General features: G+C 71.4%; 17 protein-coding genes. 11 read left to right on the top strand and 6 right to left on the bottom strand.

What is annotated here, in order from left to right; translation table 11 throughout:
• Positions 1-13: 13 nt before the first annotated feature.
• Together ABT345_RS05635 and ABT345_RS05630 are read right to left on the bottom strand one after the other, a co-directional pair.
• Positions 14-1555 carry an acyl-CoA synthetase gene (locus ABT345_RS05635; RefSeq protein WP_345082406.1) on the bottom strand — a complete coding sequence of 514 codons (1542 nt, stop codon included), beginning with the start codon at positions 1553-1555 and terminating at the stop codon, positions 14-16.
• A 333-nt stretch (positions 1556-1888) separates the two neighbouring features.
• Positions 1889-2356 (bottom strand): pyridoxamine 5'-phosphate oxidase family protein, encoded by a 468-nt coding sequence (locus ABT345_RS05630; RefSeq protein ID WP_345082559.1) that lies wholly within the window; start codon positions 2354-2356, stop codon positions 1889-1891.
• 326 nt (positions 2357-2682) lie between these two features.
• On the opposite strand from ABT345_RS05630, the gene ABT345_RS05625 reads away from it, so the two are divergent.
• Positions 2683-3357: a cysteine hydrolase family protein gene (locus ABT345_RS05625; protein WP_345082403.1), complete on the top strand. Its 675-nt coding sequence runs from the start codon at positions 2683-2685 to the stop codon at positions 3355-3357.
• A 123-nt stretch (positions 3358-3480) separates the two neighbouring features.
• On the opposite strand, the gene ABT345_RS05620 is transcribed toward ABT345_RS05625, so the two are convergent.
• Positions 3481-4221: a class I SAM-dependent methyltransferase gene (locus ABT345_RS05620; protein ID WP_345082400.1), complete on the bottom strand. Its 741-nt coding sequence runs from the start codon at positions 4219-4221 to the stop codon at positions 3481-3483.
• Between the two features lie 539 nt (positions 4222-4760).
• On the opposite strand from ABT345_RS05620, the gene ABT345_RS05615 reads away from it, so the two are divergent.
• Positions 4761-5348 carry a restriction endonuclease gene (locus tag ABT345_RS05615; protein WP_345082397.1) on the top strand — a complete coding sequence of 196 codons (588 nt, stop codon included), beginning with the start codon at positions 4761-4763 and terminating at the stop codon, positions 5346-5348.
• 222 nt (positions 5349-5570) lie between these two features.
• Here the strand turns inward: ABT345_RS05615 and bla are convergent, their stop codons facing one another.
• Positions 5571-6494 carry a class A beta-lactamase gene (gene bla / locus ABT345_RS05610; protein ID WP_345082394.1) on the bottom strand — a complete coding sequence of 308 codons (924 nt, stop codon included), beginning with the start codon at positions 6492-6494 and terminating at the stop codon, positions 5571-5573.
• 158 nt (positions 6495-6652) lie between these two features.
• On the opposite strand from bla, the gene ABT345_RS05605 reads away from it, so the two are divergent.
• The 4 genes from ABT345_RS05605 (at position 6653) to ABT345_RS05590 (ending at position 10078) form a co-directional block, all read left to right on the top strand.
• Positions 6653-7546, top strand: coding sequence for a LysR family transcriptional regulator (locus tag ABT345_RS05605; protein WP_345082391.1), 894 nt, complete (start codon positions 6653-6655; stop codon positions 7544-7546).
• Positions 7547-7725: 179 nt separating this feature from the next.
• Positions 7726-8628, top strand: coding sequence for a serine hydrolase (locus ABT345_RS05600; protein WP_345082388.1), 903 nt, complete (start codon positions 7726-7728; stop codon positions 8626-8628).
• A gap of 206 nt (positions 8629-8834) precedes the next feature.
• Positions 8835-9545, top strand: coding sequence for a DUF4232 domain-containing protein (locus ABT345_RS05595; protein ID WP_345082385.1), 711 nt, complete (start codon positions 8835-8837; stop codon positions 9543-9545).
• A gap of 206 nt (positions 9546-9751) precedes the next feature.
• Positions 9752-10078, top strand: a complete 327-nt coding sequence (locus ABT345_RS05590) for a peptidase inhibitor family I36 protein (protein WP_345082382.1) — start codon at positions 9752-9754, stop codon at positions 10076-10078.
• Positions 10079-10375: 297 nt separating this feature from the next.
• Here the strand turns inward: ABT345_RS05590 and ABT345_RS05585 are convergent, their stop codons facing one another.
• Entirely contained in the window at positions 10376-10678 is a 303-nt protein-coding gene (locus tag ABT345_RS05585) for a helix-turn-helix domain-containing protein (RefSeq protein ID WP_345082379.1), read from the bottom strand.
• A gap of 66 nt (positions 10679-10744) precedes the next feature.
• Here ABT345_RS05585 and map point away from each other — a divergent pair, with 66 nt between their 5' ends.
• The 3 genes from map to ABT345_RS33225 are packed head-to-tail and all read left to right on the top strand — an operon-like array spanning position 10745 to position 12282.
• A complete protein-coding gene (gene map, locus ABT345_RS05580; protein ID WP_345082375.1) occupies positions 10745-11521 on the top strand; it encodes a type I methionyl aminopeptidase in 777 nt (258 codons plus the stop codon).
• On the top strand, positions 11521-12066 hold the full coding sequence (locus tag ABT345_RS05575; RefSeq protein ID WP_345082373.1) for a GNAT family N-acetyltransferase: 546 nt from the start codon (positions 11521-11523) through the stop codon (positions 12064-12066). The genes map and ABT345_RS05575 overlap by 1 nt, the downstream gene beginning before the upstream one ends.
• Before the next feature lie 3 nt (positions 12067-12069).
• Complete coding sequence (locus tag ABT345_RS33225) at positions 12070-12282, top strand: DUF5999 family protein (protein ID WP_386458631.1); 213 nt, start codon at positions 12070-12072, stop codon at positions 12280-12282.
• On the opposite strand, the gene ABT345_RS05565 is transcribed toward ABT345_RS33225, so the two are convergent.
• Positions 12207-13070, bottom strand: a complete 864-nt coding sequence (locus ABT345_RS05565; RefSeq protein WP_345082371.1) for an alpha/beta fold hydrolase — start codon at positions 13068-13070, stop codon at positions 12207-12209. The two genes, ABT345_RS33225 and ABT345_RS05565, sit on opposite strands and share 76 nt — an antisense overlap.
• A 227-nt stretch (positions 13071-13297) precedes the next feature.
• Between ABT345_RS05565 and ABT345_RS05560 the strand changes: the two genes are divergently transcribed.
• Both ABT345_RS05560 and ABT345_RS05555 read left to right on the top strand, forming a co-directional pair.
• The gene (locus ABT345_RS05560; RefSeq protein WP_345082368.1) at positions 13298-14125 is read left to right on the top strand and encodes a HipA family kinase; all 828 of its coding nucleotides are present in this window, start codon (positions 13298-13300) and stop codon (positions 14123-14125) included.
• Complete coding sequence (locus tag ABT345_RS05555; protein ID WP_345082365.1) at positions 14122-14517, top strand: DUF3037 domain-containing protein; 396 nt, start codon at positions 14122-14124, stop codon at positions 14515-14517. The genes ABT345_RS05560 and ABT345_RS05555 overlap by 4 nt, the downstream gene beginning before the upstream one ends.
• Positions 14518-14587 lie beyond the last annotated feature (70 nt).

The following is a 14587-nucleotide window of genomic DNA, read 5'->3' as shown; positions in this document are numbered from 1 at the left end:
TCGGTCCGAGCCGTCACCCACCCAGTTGGCGTTTGAGGACCTTCCCCATGTCGTTGCGCGGGAGCGCGTCAAGGAAATGCACGGTGCGGGGGCGTTTGTGCGGGGCCAGTTGGTGGGCGACATGGTCCGACAGTTCGTCGGCGGAGGGGGACGCGGCCTCGGGTGCCAGGACCACCCAGGCGACGATCCGCTCGCCGAGGTCCTCATCCGGCTCACCGGTGACAGCCGCCTCCGCCACCGCAGGGTGTGCCAACAGGGCATTCTCGATCTCGCCGGCGCCGATCTTGTATCCGCCGCTCTTGATGAGGTCGGTCGCCTTCCGGCCGACGATGCGGTAATTGCCGTCGGAGTCCCGCACCGCCATGTCGCCGGTGCGGAACCACCCGCCGTCGAACGCCTCGGCGGTCGCGTCCGGGCGGTTGAGGTACTCGACGAAGAGGTTCGGGCCGCACACCTGGATCTCGCCCACCGTGTCGCCGTCGTCGCTCTCGATGACTTGGCCCGCCTCGTCGACCAGGCGGAGGTAGACGCCGGGGAGCGGCACTCCGACCGAACCGGTGGCCGGGGGGCCGTCCGCCCGCACGCTGGTGTTCATCAGCGTTTCCGACATGCCGTACCGCTCGATCACCCGGCGACCGCACGCCGCGGTGATGCGTGCGTGGTCGGTCAGCGGCAGTGCCGCCGACCCGGAGACCAGCAAACGAGCGGCGCCCAGCGCCTCGGCGAGCGCCGGATCGTCACCGACCTCCGCAGCGAGACGGTGATACATCGTCGGCACACCGAAGAACATCGTCCCGCCGCCGGACAGACCGCGGGACACCCCTTCCGGGGTGAACCGGCCCAGGTGATGGAGGCTGCCGCCGCGTCGCAGCGGCCCCAGGACGCCGAGGATGAGGCCGTGGACATGGAAGAGCGGAAGGGCGTGGACGAGCACATCGTCGGCCGTCCACTGCCAGGCGTCCTCCAAGGCGTCGAGGGTGTGGGCGAGGGCGCGACGGGGGAGTACGACGCCCTTGGGCGGTCCCGTGGTGCCGGAGGTGTAGACGATCAGTGCGGGAGCTTCGTCTCCTGGTTCGTGCGGGAGCACCGGCACCTTGTGGGGCGCCGGCACATTTGGTTCCGTCGTGGGATCCGACTCACTCTCCGCCCCGCTGCCGACGGCGTTCCGGTCGTCCGTCTCCCGCGCGGCGGCTTGCTCGGTGGCGCCGATCCTGATGTCGAGGCGAGGAAGCGCGGCGAGCGCATCGGGCAGCAGGGCGCCCGGTTCGGTGAGGACGAGGTCGGGGGAACTGTCCGCCACGATGTGCGCCAACTCGCTCGCGCCGATCTTGGGGTTCACCGGGATCGCGGGCACCCCGGCCAGCAGCGCCGCGACCACGGCCACTGATGTCTCCAGCGTCGGAGTCGCCCACACCGCGACGCGCGTCCGGCCGCCGAGCCGCTCGGCGAGCGGAACGGCGGCTGCGCCGAGTTGGCGATAACTCAGCGCGCGGTCGCCGAAGCGCAGCGCCGGTGCGGAAGAACCGTCACGCAGCGCGGGGAAGAACACGTTCACCGCAACTCCTCCATCCTCGTCGGCGCCCGGCCGCAGAAGGCCGCAGCCGCCTGCCGGTCCGCGGCCGAGACGGCGCCGACCGGCCCTGTCGAGCTGACCCGTCCACTGTCGCAGAGACCACTGACATCGCCCGCGCAGGGCGGCACCTGCACTCTTCGGCGCGGCTTGCGCGGAAGCCGGCTCAGGGATGACTCAGGGAGACCCCCGAGAGAAATAAGGGATTTCCCGGATCTCCGGCGGCAGCGCCGAACTTAGCGTGAAGGCATGAAAAGAACCGAGATGCCACGAGCTACAGGCGCGCGCGGAGCGCAGAGGGAGGTGGAGCCGGTGTGGTCAACCGGTCGGCATTTTCCGGAAGTCCCAGGAGACGGCGGAGTCCGGGACGAGGCGCAGCCAGGCATGACGACCGTCGTGCGGCATGCTCTCCATACCGAAGTACTTGGACGCGAAGAGCCGCTCGGGGACGTCGAGTTCCGGGCACGGCTGACCGGTACGCGGCGCCTCCCCGACGAAGACGGCCCGACCGGTCAGCTCGACGCCGCGCAGCTCTCCGTACGCCTCGCCGTCATCGATCACCACCGACAGCCGAGGATCGTTCCGCAGTTGCCGCCAGCGCTTGCTGCGGGTGAGCGAATACAGCCAGAGCGCCGTGCCGTCCCAGGCGAACCAGAGCGCGCCGACGTGCGGAGTGCCGTCCCCGCTCACGGTGGCGACGCGGCAGGTCCGCCGGGTGGCGAGGAAGGCGTCGCGCTCGTCGCTCGTCATCATGATCCGACGCCCGCGCCGCTGGGTGTCCGTGATGCCGTCGTGTTCCGTGGTCTCCGCCATGTGAGTCGCCTTCGTCTCGGCCGCCGGTTGGGGGCGCGTGGTGCAGTGATTGAGGGGAGGTGATCGGGAAGTACCTGCGTCGACTCCGTACGGAACTGACGCGGCGTTTCTTGCGCCGTCGATCTTTTGAACCTTGTCAATTGAAAACTGATGCAGCGTCAGGAATGATGCGGGCGCGCGAGACCGGATGCAAGGGCATGCGGTGAGGACCCCGATGGGGCCGGTGCGGCTGAGGGCGGGCTCAGCCGGCCGGCGCCACCGGTCCGAAGGCTGTCGAGCGCGCGAGAGGGTGGGGCGGGATGGGCGTGGATGCGCGGCTCATGGCGCAAGTGGACCCGGCGACAACGGTGCTGCTCACGGTGGAGTGCCAGCAGGGCGTGGTGGGGCCGGACGGTGCGTTGCCGGAACTCGCGGCGGCCGCAAGGGAGTCCGGGGCGCTGGACAACGTGGCGCGGCTGGTCGATGCGGCGCACGGGTCCGGAGTTCAGGTGATGCATGCGCTCGCGGTGCGGCGCCCGGACGGTAGAGGGGCCAGTCGCAACGCCAGACTGTTCCGGGCCGCCGAGCGGCTGCCCGTACAGCAGGTCATCGGCGCCCCGGCGGCCCAGGTCGCCGTGCCGATAGCGGTGTCGGAGGACGACCTTGTGGTGCGGCGGCTGCACGGCCTGTCGCCGCTGGCCGGTACGGATGCCGACGCCCTGCTGCGCAACCTCGGCTGCCGCACGGTGGTGATCACGGGAGTGTCGGCGAACGTGGCGATCCCGAATGCCGTGTTCGACGCGGTCAACGCCGGATATGTGGCAGTGGTCCCCGAGGACGCGATCGCGGGTGTTCCTGCCGGGTACGTCCCCGAACTGGTCCGTCACTCCCTGGCCCTGGTGGCCACGGTGACCCGGACCGATGACGTGCTGGCGTGCTGGGAAGGTCCGCAGCAGCCCACCGGTAGCACGGCCGCAGGCCCTGCGCACGGCTGAGAACGGCCGGCGGGGAGAGGAAGCGGACGGTGAGCCGCGGCAGGAGGGGCTGGCTCACGGCGGATCCGGCCGTGACCTCCTCCGCTCCCGCTGCCCTGTCCTCCGAAGCATCAGGCGGAAGGCTCAGGCGAGAGGCTTCTCCCAGACCGAGACGTGATGGCGGCTTTCGTGGGTGAAGGGCGCACGGGTCCAGTCCTCCCAGCGCTCCTGGAGGCGAAGGCCCGCGAGCTGGGCCATCAGGTCCAGTTCGGATGGCCAGACGTAGCGGAAGGGAATGGACCGGAACCGGCCGTGCTCCTCGACGACCTCGACATAGTTCGAACTCATCGCCTGTGTGGCGACGTCGTACCGGTCGTACGCCCAGCGGGTCGGACCGATCCGGAACGGCACGGTGGTCTGGCCGGGCGGCAGGATGCGCAGGTCCGGGACCGACACCTCGATGACGAAGCGGCCACCGGGGGCGAGATGCGAGGCGGCATTGCGGAAGCAGGCGACCTGCTCCGCCTGGGTCGTCAGATTCATGATCGTGTTGAAGACCAGGTAGACGACGGAGAACGTGCCGTCCACCGTCGTCGTGGCGAAGTCTCCGATCGTCACGCCGATCGCGCTGCCGCCTTCCTTGGCATGCATCCGGGCCACCATCGCCCGCGACATGTCGATTCCGTGGACGGGAACGCCCCGCTCCGTCAGGGGAAGGGCGATGCGTCCCGTGCCGATACCCAGCTCCAAGGCGCGTCCGTCGCCGGCGAGCGCTGCCAGGAAGTCAATGGTGCGGTTCACGGTCTCCGGCTGGAACATCTCCGACGACGGATCGTCGTACCTGGCCGCGACCTGCTCTCCGAAGTAGCCATCGGGATCGCTCATGCGCCGACCGTACGGCGTGCCGACGCGAGGTGCTCCCGAATTTCCGGCGGACGCACGTCAATTCAGGCCGGCCAGAGGCTCCACTCCTGGGGCGCGAAGAAAAGGTGCAGGGAAGGGGTCATGGAGCCAGAAGGGGGCCTTTGACGAACGTGTACGCGCGGACCTCCCTATGGCCATCTCCCTGCACAGCCGACCGTCCGCCGAGCCCATTGCGCACCTCCACGACCCGGGCATTGCCCAGGGTGAGGAACGGGCGGGGAAGGACGGCAACCAGGTCGGCCGGGCATGACAACCGGCCAAGGTACCGGGCTTCGTACCGGTCGGGCCCGCGGGCCCAGCACACTGCAGAGATTGCCCGGTAGGCGCGCGACCGGACGTGACCTGCCTCCATCGAAGCGGGGAGACCGATGGCTGCACCGGCACGACGACGTACCTCGACCCGTGGCCGACGGACCGGTGGTGCCCGACGGCCCTCCGCCGTTCGCCGTCGGCCGGTTGCGCGGACCTCGCGGCGTACCGTGCGGCGCTGGATACGTGAGATGACACCGGGGCGCTTCGCCGTCGCCGTGGGCGCGTTCCTCGCGATGATCGCGGTGATCCGGGCGTACCCCGTCCTCTGCGGTCTCCTCGCGGTCCTGGTGCTCGGGGGGATCGTGACCGTCCACCGGGTACGCGGCGGCCGGTTCCTGGTGCCGCGGGCGCGTGCCGGCGGTCGTGCGGATGGCACGCACAGCATCGCGGCGTATCAGCACATGAGCGGGAGCCAGTTCGAGCATGCCGTCGCGGATCTCGCGCGCCGCGATCCGGGTGTCCGCGCTGCCACGGTGTCCGGCGGCGCCAACGACCGGGCGCTCGATGTTCTCGTACAGCTCACCGACGGCCGTCGGATCGCGGTCCAGTGCAAGCGGTTCGCGGCGGGAAACCGGGTCGGCGCGCCCGTCGTCTACGAGGTCAACGGGACCTACCGTGCCTACCACCGCTGCGATATCGCGCTCATCGTCACGACCAGCGACTTCACCCAGGACGCGCAACGGGCCAACGCCGAACTCGACCAGCCGCTGCGTCTCGTCGACGGCCGGACGCTGGGCCGATGGGCCGCCGGTGGGCGTCCGCCCTGGTACCCGTAGGGCGCGCGGAGGGGCCACTGCCCCTTGGGCGACTGCCGGATAGGCGCAGCGTGGCGGTGAGCGGCCCGGGGCGGCGGCTCGTTCGACGGAGCCAGGACCGACCGGGCGTGGCCCCGTTCGACAGGGCCAGGGGCCGGAGGCAGGCCGGGGCCGCACCGTGTGGCGCGGTGCGACCCCGTTCATGGTGTGACCCTCCCGGTGGCAGCTGTTCGCCGCCGCCGGTCACTTCAGGGTGCGGGCGACCACCGACGCGGCCTCGGCGATGACCTTGTCCTCGGGGGTGGCGTCCGCCGCGTCGCGGCTCGACAGGATCGACACGACGATCGGGGCGGAGCGCTCGGGCCACAGGACGGCGATGTCGTTGCGGGTCCCGTAGTTGCTGCCCATGCCGGTCTTGTCGCCGACCACCCAGCTCTTGGGCACACCGGCCCGGATGAGGGTGTCGCCCGTGGTGTTGGTCCGCAGCCAGGTGGTGAGCTGCTTGCGCTCCGCCGGGCGCAGCACGTCGCCGAGGACGTAGGCGCGCAGATCCTTGGCCAGGGCCCGGGGCGTGGTGGTGTCCCGGGTGGACCTCGGGTCCCAGTTGCTGAGCAGCGGCTCGATGCGCTCCATCCGCGTCACGTCATCGCCCAGCTTCTTCAACGCCGCGTTGAGCCCCTTGGGGCCGCCGAGATTGTCGAACAGCAGGTTCGCGGCGGTGTTGTCGCTGTAGCGGACGGCGGCGTCGCACAGCGCCCGCAGCGTCATCCCGGTCTTGACGTGCTTCTCCGTCACGGGGGAGTTGGGCACGAGATCGCCTTGGGAGTACCGGACCACGTCGTTCATCCCGTTCAGCGTGCGCTGCTTCAGGACCTCCCCGGCGGCCAGCGCCTTGAACGTCGAGTTGAAGGGGAAGCGTTCGCCGTCGCGGTAGGCGACCTCGCGGCCGGTGCCGGTGTCGATGGCGTAGACGCCCAGCCGTGCCGAGAACTTCCGCTCCAGTTGCTGCAGGTCCTGGGCGAACGGCCGGGCGGCGGACGGGGTCGCCTTCGGGGACGGTGTGGACGCCTCCGCCTCGGCGCTGCCGGAGCCGCAGGCGACGAGCGGGACGAGGAGAAGCGCGGCGAGCGCACCGCGAACAGCACCCCGGGTACGGGACGACTGCATGGTCTGACCTCCTGGCGCCTTGCGGGCAGGGCGCATCGGGGACGGGCGGGCCCGTCCCGGTGGGTGATGGGGATTGCGCAGCCACTCTTGCCCCCGCCTGCCATGCGGTCCAATACGCCGACGCGCGGTTCCATGCGGATCTGGCATAGAGTCCGGTCGTGGATCTGGTGGGGGCGTGCAGTGCGTTTGTCAGCGTCAGCGAGCGCGGCAGTTTCACCGTGGGGGCGGCGGCCGCGCGGATGTCCCAGTCGGTGGCGAGCCGGCGGGTGGCCGCGCTGGAGGAGCACTTCGGGGAGAAGCTGTTCGAGCGCACCGCGCGGCGAGTCGTGCTGACCGCGTTCGGCCGCGAGATGCTCCCCGTCGCCCGGCAGCTCGTCCAGGCCGCCGAGGTGTTGCTGCACGAGGCGGAGGCCGCCCGCCGCAGGCCGTGGCGGCTCGCGGTCCCCGCCGTCTGCCCGACCGCCGACCGGGCCCGTCTCGTCGCCGAGGCGCGCGGGCACGGCGTCACCCTCGACCTGCGCCCCGAGGATCCGGCGCGGCGGCAGGAACTCCTCCACGCCCACCAGGTACGTGCCGGAGTGCTCGCCGTGCCGCCGGACGGCGCGCCCTGGACGGTGCCGCTCGGCCTTGCCGCCGCCGACGGTTCCGGTCCGCGCCGCGTTCACCTGGAGACGCTGCGGGTGGGCCGCGCCGCCTCGGGCCCGGTCCGGCGCGTCTGGATCCAGCCGGAGGACGACGTCCCGCACATCCGCGATCCGCTCACCCGCCTGCGGGACGCGGTGGGGTTGCGGCCCGCCCAGCTCGTCACCGCGCCCGATCTGACGACGGCGGCAGCGGAGGTGCTGACCAGCGGTGACCTGCTGCTCTGCTCCCCGGCACAGGCCAGGGAACTGGCCCTGCACTGGCGGCCGCTCGGCGGGATCACGCTCGCCCGCGGCTATGCGCTCGCCGCCGCGGAGGGATCCGGCCGGCACATGGCGGCACGGCTCGGCGACGCCCTCGCCCGCTGCCTCGGCGCCGACCGGGCCGGCAGCGACGGGGCAAACGCATGAGGCCCGGGACCGCGAACGGCCACGGAGCCCGGTCCGGCCGGACGCGCCCCTCGAACCACCCCGCGCCGACCGGTACCTGACCCTCATCGCGAAGACAGGCCGCCCGACCCACCGCAGGCCACCCGGCGTCCGCCGCCCGGAGTGGCCACCGTCCCCGCCCCTACCGCCCGGAGCCGTCCATGAGTACCGAAGCGCTGCTGCGTGAGCTGCGTCGCGACCTGCACGACGGCGGGTTGCACGGCTGCCTCCTCGTCCGTGACCTGCACACGGGCGAGGAGCTGGGGATCGAGCCGGATGCTCAACTTCCGGTGGCCTCCCTGGTCAAGGTGCCGTTGGCGCTGGCGACGATCGAGCGCATCCGCCGGGGCGAACTCGACGGCGCGACGATGCTGGACGTGGCACCGGGCCGGATCACCACGCCCGGCCCCACCGGGCTGAGCCGCTTCCGCCACCCCGTACGGATCGCCCTCGACGATCTGCTCTACCTGAGTACGTGCGTGAGCGACGGGACGGCCGCCGACGCGCTGTTCGGCCTCACCCCGCCCACCCGGGTCGCCGCGATCCTCCAGGAGTTCGGCCTCGTCGGGATCACCGTCCGGCACGGGATGCGGGAGCTGTCCGAGACCCCCGAGGAGCGGTTCGAGGCCGGGCAGGCCCATCTGGCGCACGCCCTCGCCATAGACGCCGGCACCAGCGGCCGCGGCCACCGCGTACCGCAACTCGACACGACCCGCGCCAACACCGGCAGCGCCCGCGCCTACGTCGATCTGCTCCAGGCGCTGTGGACGCCGTCGGCGATCCCGCCGGAGACCGCCGGGCGCGTCCGGGAGCTGATGAGCCACCATTTGCTCCGCCACCGCCTCGCCCCGGACTTCAGCTCCGACGCCACCACCTGGTCCTCCAAGACCGGTACGTTGCTCAATCTCCGGCACGAGGCGGGGGTGGTCGAGCACGCCGACGGCCAGATGTTCGCGGTCGCCGTGCTCACCGAGTCGCTGGTCCCGGCGAGCGCCCAGCCCGACGCCGAGGCCCTCATGGGCCAGGTGGCCCGCCGCCTCCGCGACCATCTGCGGCAGTTCTGAGTACCAGGGAGCGGCCGCCGATCCGTCGTGCGGCCCGGAGCCCGTCCCGCAGCCGACTGCCGGCACCCACCGCACCCGCTCTGAGCTGCACGGATCGACACCAGCAAGGCATCAGCGGCACGTCAGCGGAACGCCAGGGCACGGCCTCAAGCTGGGGGTGACCAGGTGCCCGCGCCTGGCATGCAGACCATGAAACGGGAGATCACATGCGTACCGCCATCCGCCGCCCTGCCGTCCTCGCCGCGGCCGCCGTCGCCACCCTCGGCCTCACCCTCACCGCCTGCGGTGGCGATGGTGACGGCGCCAAGGACAAGGGAGACGCCGCGGCCGCACCGGCCGCCGCCGGTGCCCCTGCGGAGAAGGCCGGCGCGGCAGGCTCCCCCGCCCGGAGCGGCGATGCGCACGCCCCGGTCGCCCCGGCCCGGGCCGAGAAGCCGGCCGGCGCCGCGGAGACGACCGGCGCCACGAAGACGACCGGCGGCAAGGCGCCTGCCTGCACCTTCGAGGATGTGAAGATCACCGCCGAGAAGCAGGACGGCACGCCCACCACGCACCTCACGCTGACCGCCGTCAACACCTCGGGCCATGCCTGCACCCTGCTCCGGTACCCGCTGATTGCGTTCGGGGACATCCACACCGCCAAGGACGTCCCGGCCGTGGCCAAGAGCAAGCCGGGCACCCCCGTCGTCCTGAACGCCGGTGAGCCCGCCTACGCGGCAGTGCGGATCAACAACGGCGGCGTCCACGAGGACAACCACGTGGTCACCTCGTTCGACGTCAACCTCTTCGCCCCCGAGGGCCCCGCCGAGGGCTCCAAGGTCGTCAAGGCGCCCCGGGGCGGCATCGCCGTCGACGACGCGGTCGCGAAGACCGGCTACTGGACGATGGAACTCCGCAACGGCGCCGACGAGTTCTGATCCGCCGCGCCCGGCTCCGCCATCCCTGGAAGGCTTCCGGGCACGGCGGAGCCCGGCGCACTCGTCCGCTGTCCCCGCTCCCCGCCCGGGCTCCCGTACGCCCTGCGCTCCCGGCCGGGGGCCGGAAAACGCCTCCCCGCAGGTCCCGCACCCCGTGCTCACATGGGCGGAAGAGGGAAAACACCACGGACGGGACGAGGAACAGCGTGAAGAAACGCCTCTCGGTGCTGGCCTGCGCCATGCTGACGACCCTGCTGCCGCTCACCGTGCCCACCGCCGCGCATGCGGCCACCAAGTGCCCGAAGAACTACATCTGCGGCTGGTCCAAGCCGAATCTCAAGGGCAAGATGCACAAGGAGAGCACCGCCGGGGACCACGGCTGTTTCCCCTTCAGCGGTCGCTCGGCCTCCAATCAGAGCAGGTTCGTGACGACCTTCTACAGCGACTCCGGCTGCTACGGCGAGACCTTCGAGCTCAAGCCGGGCACGTACTCGGCGAAGACCCCCTGGAAGATCGTCAGCGTCAGCTACTGAGACCGGTGGCCGGAGACTCCCGCCGAACTGTCCCGGTGCGGCGGAGGTGTTGCCGACGCGCGTGGTCGCACCGGGCCAGGGCGGGAGCGGCGGCGCCCATGGCGACCTCGTCGCACAGTGTTCCCGGGCCCTGGGCCGCGCTTCCCGGCCGCGAAGCTGACGCCCCGCACCCTGGCCTCGTCGCTGCTTGCCCCGGGCCGTCCACGGGCGGCCACGCGTCCTGGACGCGCACGCGCACTGCTGCACCGGGCCCGCTCGCCCCTCTCCCGCGGCCACGACGCCCTGCGGGAGGGCGGCTTACGAGGCCAACCGCTCCGGTGCGTGGTGACCGGAGCCGGCCGGGCTCAGGGCGCGCTCGGGCCCGCTGATCTCGGCCCACACCGCATCGAGGGAGAGGCCGAGGACATCGGCGATCGCCGCGATGGTCGGGAAGGCGGGGGTGGCCACGCGGCCCGTTTCGATCTTCCGGAGGGTTTCCGGTGAGACATGTGCGGCGAGCGCGATATCGAGCATCGAGCGCTCACCTCTGGCCCGTCGCAGGAGGGAGCCGAGGCGCTGTCCGCGTTCGATCTCTGTGGGGGTGAGCGGCAATCTGACCATGACCACGATTCTAATACCGGTACAGTATGGCCGGTATAGTTATTGGAAGCGCGAGAAGGGCGCCACGTGATCGAGATTCTGAACCCCACCCTGCTGGCCCGGGCAAGGGACGCAGGCGCCCTGGTCGCCGACATCCTGCAGACGCTGAAGAGCCGCAGCACCATCGGCACGAACCTCCTGGACATCGACCGCTGGGCCAAGGCCATGATCGTCGAGGCCGGGGCCACGTCCTGTTACGTCGACTACGCACCGTCCTTCGGGCGCGGCCCGTTCGGCCACTACATCTGCACGGCCGTCAACGACGCCGTGCTCCACGGACGGCCGCACGACTACCGCCTCGCCGACGGCGATCTGCTGACCCTCGACCTCGCCGTCTCCCAGGGCGGAATCGCCGCCGACGCCGCCATCAGCTTCCTCGTGGGCGACGCGCGGCCCCCGGAGAGCGTCGCGATGATCAGCGCGACCGAGCGCGCGCTGGCCGCGGGAATCGCCGCTGCCGGACCCGGCGCTCGCATCGGCGACATCTCCCACGCCATCGGGACCGTCCTCACCGAGGCGGGGTACCCGATCAACACCGAGTTCGGAGGTCACGGCATCGGATCGACGATGCACCAGGACCCGCACGTCGCGAACACCGGCCGGCCGGGCCGTGGATACACCCTGCGCCCCGGGTTGCTGCTGGCGCTGGAGCCGTGGGTCATGGCGGACACCGCTCAACTCGTCACCGACGCCGACGGGTGGACGCTCCGCAGTGCGACGGGCTGCCGGACCGCACACAGTGAGCACACGATCGCCATCACCGAGGACGGAGCCGAAATCCTCACCTTGCCGAAGCAGGGCTGATGACCGAGGGCGCGGCTCTCGACGGAGTGCTGTCCCGTCTCGTCCCGACGACCGAGGCCGATGTGGACCTGCTGGCCGCATGGTTCGCTTCCCCGGACTTCGTCGAGCACTGGGGCGGCGTACCGCTGTCGCGTGACGAGGTGGCCGAGAAGTACGTCGGGCGGCGTCGGCCGCGCGTGGAGTCGTTCCTCGTACTGGCGCAGGGCACACCGGTGGGCTACGCGCAGTACTGGCACGCCGGCGCGGCTGAAGGCGGCATCGACCTGGTGTTGGTACCGGAGGCGCGGGGCCGGGCCCTGGGGCCGGATGCCGCTCGCGCGCTCCTTGCGCACCTGGGCGGGAATCTCGGCTGGCGGCGCGTGACGGTCGATCCCGTGAGAGCGAACGTGCGGGCCGTGCGCGCCTGGGAGAAGGCCGGCTTCCGTCAGGTGTCGTGCGAAGCGGAGAACCTCCTCATGGAGTTCACCTTTCCCGAGGGCCACGAGGGCCACGAGGGCCATGAGGGCCATGAGGGCCATGAGGGCCACGAGGGCCACGAGGGCTGACCGCTGTGCGCCCACAGCCCTTCCGGCCCTTCCCGCCCCGCTGCCGATTCCGCCGACCGCGATGCCGCGCGCCCCGTGGCGGCCCATCCGGAGCGGGGCCGGCGCCCGTTGGGCAACGGCGTTGCCCTCTTCGGTGTTGGTCAGGCGTGGCGCGGATCCACGAAGTCACGCAACAGCTCGAAGGACCGGTCGGGATCCTCGCGGAAGACTCCGTGACCGGTGCCGGGGAGTATGTGCAGGTGTGTCTTGGCGTGGGTGAGCCCGGCGGCGAGACGCTTCGCGGCGGGGGCGGTGGCCACGGGATCGTGTTCGCCGGCGAGAACGAGCGTCGGGCAGGTCACCTGGTCGAGCCGGGTCCATCCGTCGAAGTTCTCGGCCAGGTGGTGCCGGAACCGTTCGAGGACATCGTGGTTCCACTCGATGCGCTTGAGCCGGTTCTCGCCGTCCGGGTCGCCGCCGGGGCGCTGGGAGTAAAGCGGCAGACAGGTGCGCTCCCAGGCCTCACGGATCGTCTCGGCGCTCTCGCCGCTCCAGTATCGGCGTGCCGTCTCGCGGGCCTCGGTTCCGCCGAGGCGCTCGAAGACGTCCAGCCGCTCCTCGGGCAGGCCTGGCATGACGCTGTCGAGGACCAGCCGGGCGACGCGGTCCGGGTGGCGGATGGCGGCCATCAAGGCGACCCAGCCGCCGGCGGACGTTCCCACCAGGACGGGGTCGGGGATGTCGAGGGCGTCACAGAAGTCGATGACGTCGTCGGCCCATCGCTCCCACGACCAGAGGCCGGGGTGGCTGCGGTCGGAGCGGCCGCTGCCTCGCTGATCAAGGTAGATGACCTGGGCGAACTCCGTTGCCCTGGAGAAGGCCGGTTTGAACGGCGAATGGTCGGCGCCCGGCCCTCCGTGCAGAAGGACGAGCGTGGGGCGTTCGGCCATACCGGGGCCCGCGGGGGTCAGCCGGCAGCCATCGACGTCGAAGTACAAGCGGATGTCTCCGATACGCACACGCATTCGCTCAGCCTGGCACGAGTGGGACCGATGCGCGGTGGACTTGTGCGATCCGTTGCAGGGGCCGACCGGAATGTCCGTCGGTCCGCGTGTCCGGTCAGGACCGGGAGATGCCGGCGGCGTTCGCGGTGCCGGCGGCCGTGGGACGCTCGCTGCTACGGGCCGCGGCCCGGAAGGTCCTGTCGCCTCGCCGCGATTCCCAAGGTCAGAGGGGCGTATAGCCTGGGGAAATGTTGACCGAAGTCATCGCGACCCGCTACGTCACGCCGTTGCGTGAAGGCGGGTCGCTGCCGGGGATCGTCGAAGCCGACGACCTCGGCACGTATGTCATGAAATTCACCGGTGCGGGCCAGGGGCGGAAGACCCTGATCGCGGAGATCATCTGTGGGCAGCTGGCGCGGCGGCTGGGGCTGCGGGTGCCGGAGCTGGTGCGAATGCAGCTCGACCCGGTGATCGGCCTGGGCGAGCCCGACCAGGAGGTCCAGGAGCTGCTCAGGGCGAGCGGCGGGCTCAACCTCGGCATGGACTACCTGCCGGGGTCCCTCGGCTTCGACCCGCTCGCGTTCGAGGTGGGTGCGCGGGAGGCGGGCCGGGTGGTGTGGTTCGACGCGCTGATCAACAACGTCGACCGGTCCTGGCGGAACCCGAACCTCCTCGTCTGGCACGGCAAGCTGTGGCTGATCGACCACGGCGCCACGATGATCTGGCACCACAACTGGCCGGGCGCGGAGAAGGCCGCGGTCAAGCCGTACGACGCGTCCGACCACGTACTGGCCACCTTCGCACCCGATCTCGCCTCGGCCGCCGCGGAGTTCGCCCCGCAGATCACCGAGGAGCTGCTCACCGAGATCGCCGCGGACGTCCCCGACGAGTGGCTGGCCGACGAGCCCGGTTTCGACTCCCCGGAGGCGGTGCGCGCCGCGTACGTCCGGGCGCTGCTGGCCCGCGCCGAGGTGATCGGCGACCACATCACCCTGGGGGAACGCTCCCCGGACGGACCGTCCCGGGCGCCGGAGTGGCTGGCCGGCAAGCTCCCCCCGCGGAGGGCAGTGAAGTGACCGGACTGCACAACGGGCGCGATGTCTTCGAGTACGCGCTCCTCAAGGTGGTACCCCGCGTCGAGCGTGGCGAGATGATCAACGCCGGAGTGGTCGTCTACTGCCACGCCCGCCGCTTCGTCGAGGCCCGTACCCATCTGGACGAGGCGCGGCTGCTCGCCCTCGATCCGGCCGTCGACGTGGAGGGCGTACGCGCCGCCCTCCGGGCCGTCGAGGGCGTCTGCCACGGCGGTGCCCTGGCGGGTCAGGCGGCGGGCGACGACGCCGGGCGCCGCTTCCGGTGGCTCATCGCGCCGCGCAGCACCGTCGTCCAGCCGGGCCCGGTGCACACCGGCCTGACCTGCGATCCCACCGGCGAGGCCGAGCGGCTGCTGGAGCTGCTGGTGCGCTGAGCCGCGGGGTGATCGGCGCGGGAAGCCGGAGCGGGGCCACGGGCCGCGTTCCGGCTTTTCCCGTAGGCGG

Source organism: Streptomyces sp. NPDC000404 (assembly GCF_040300365.1).
Classification (GTDB): domain Bacteria; phylum Actinomycetota; class Actinomycetes; order Streptomycetales; family Streptomycetaceae; genus Streptomyces; species Streptomyces ramulosus.
Note: the sequence above shows the minus strand (reverse complement) of the source record. Positions and strands in the feature narration are given on the sequence as shown.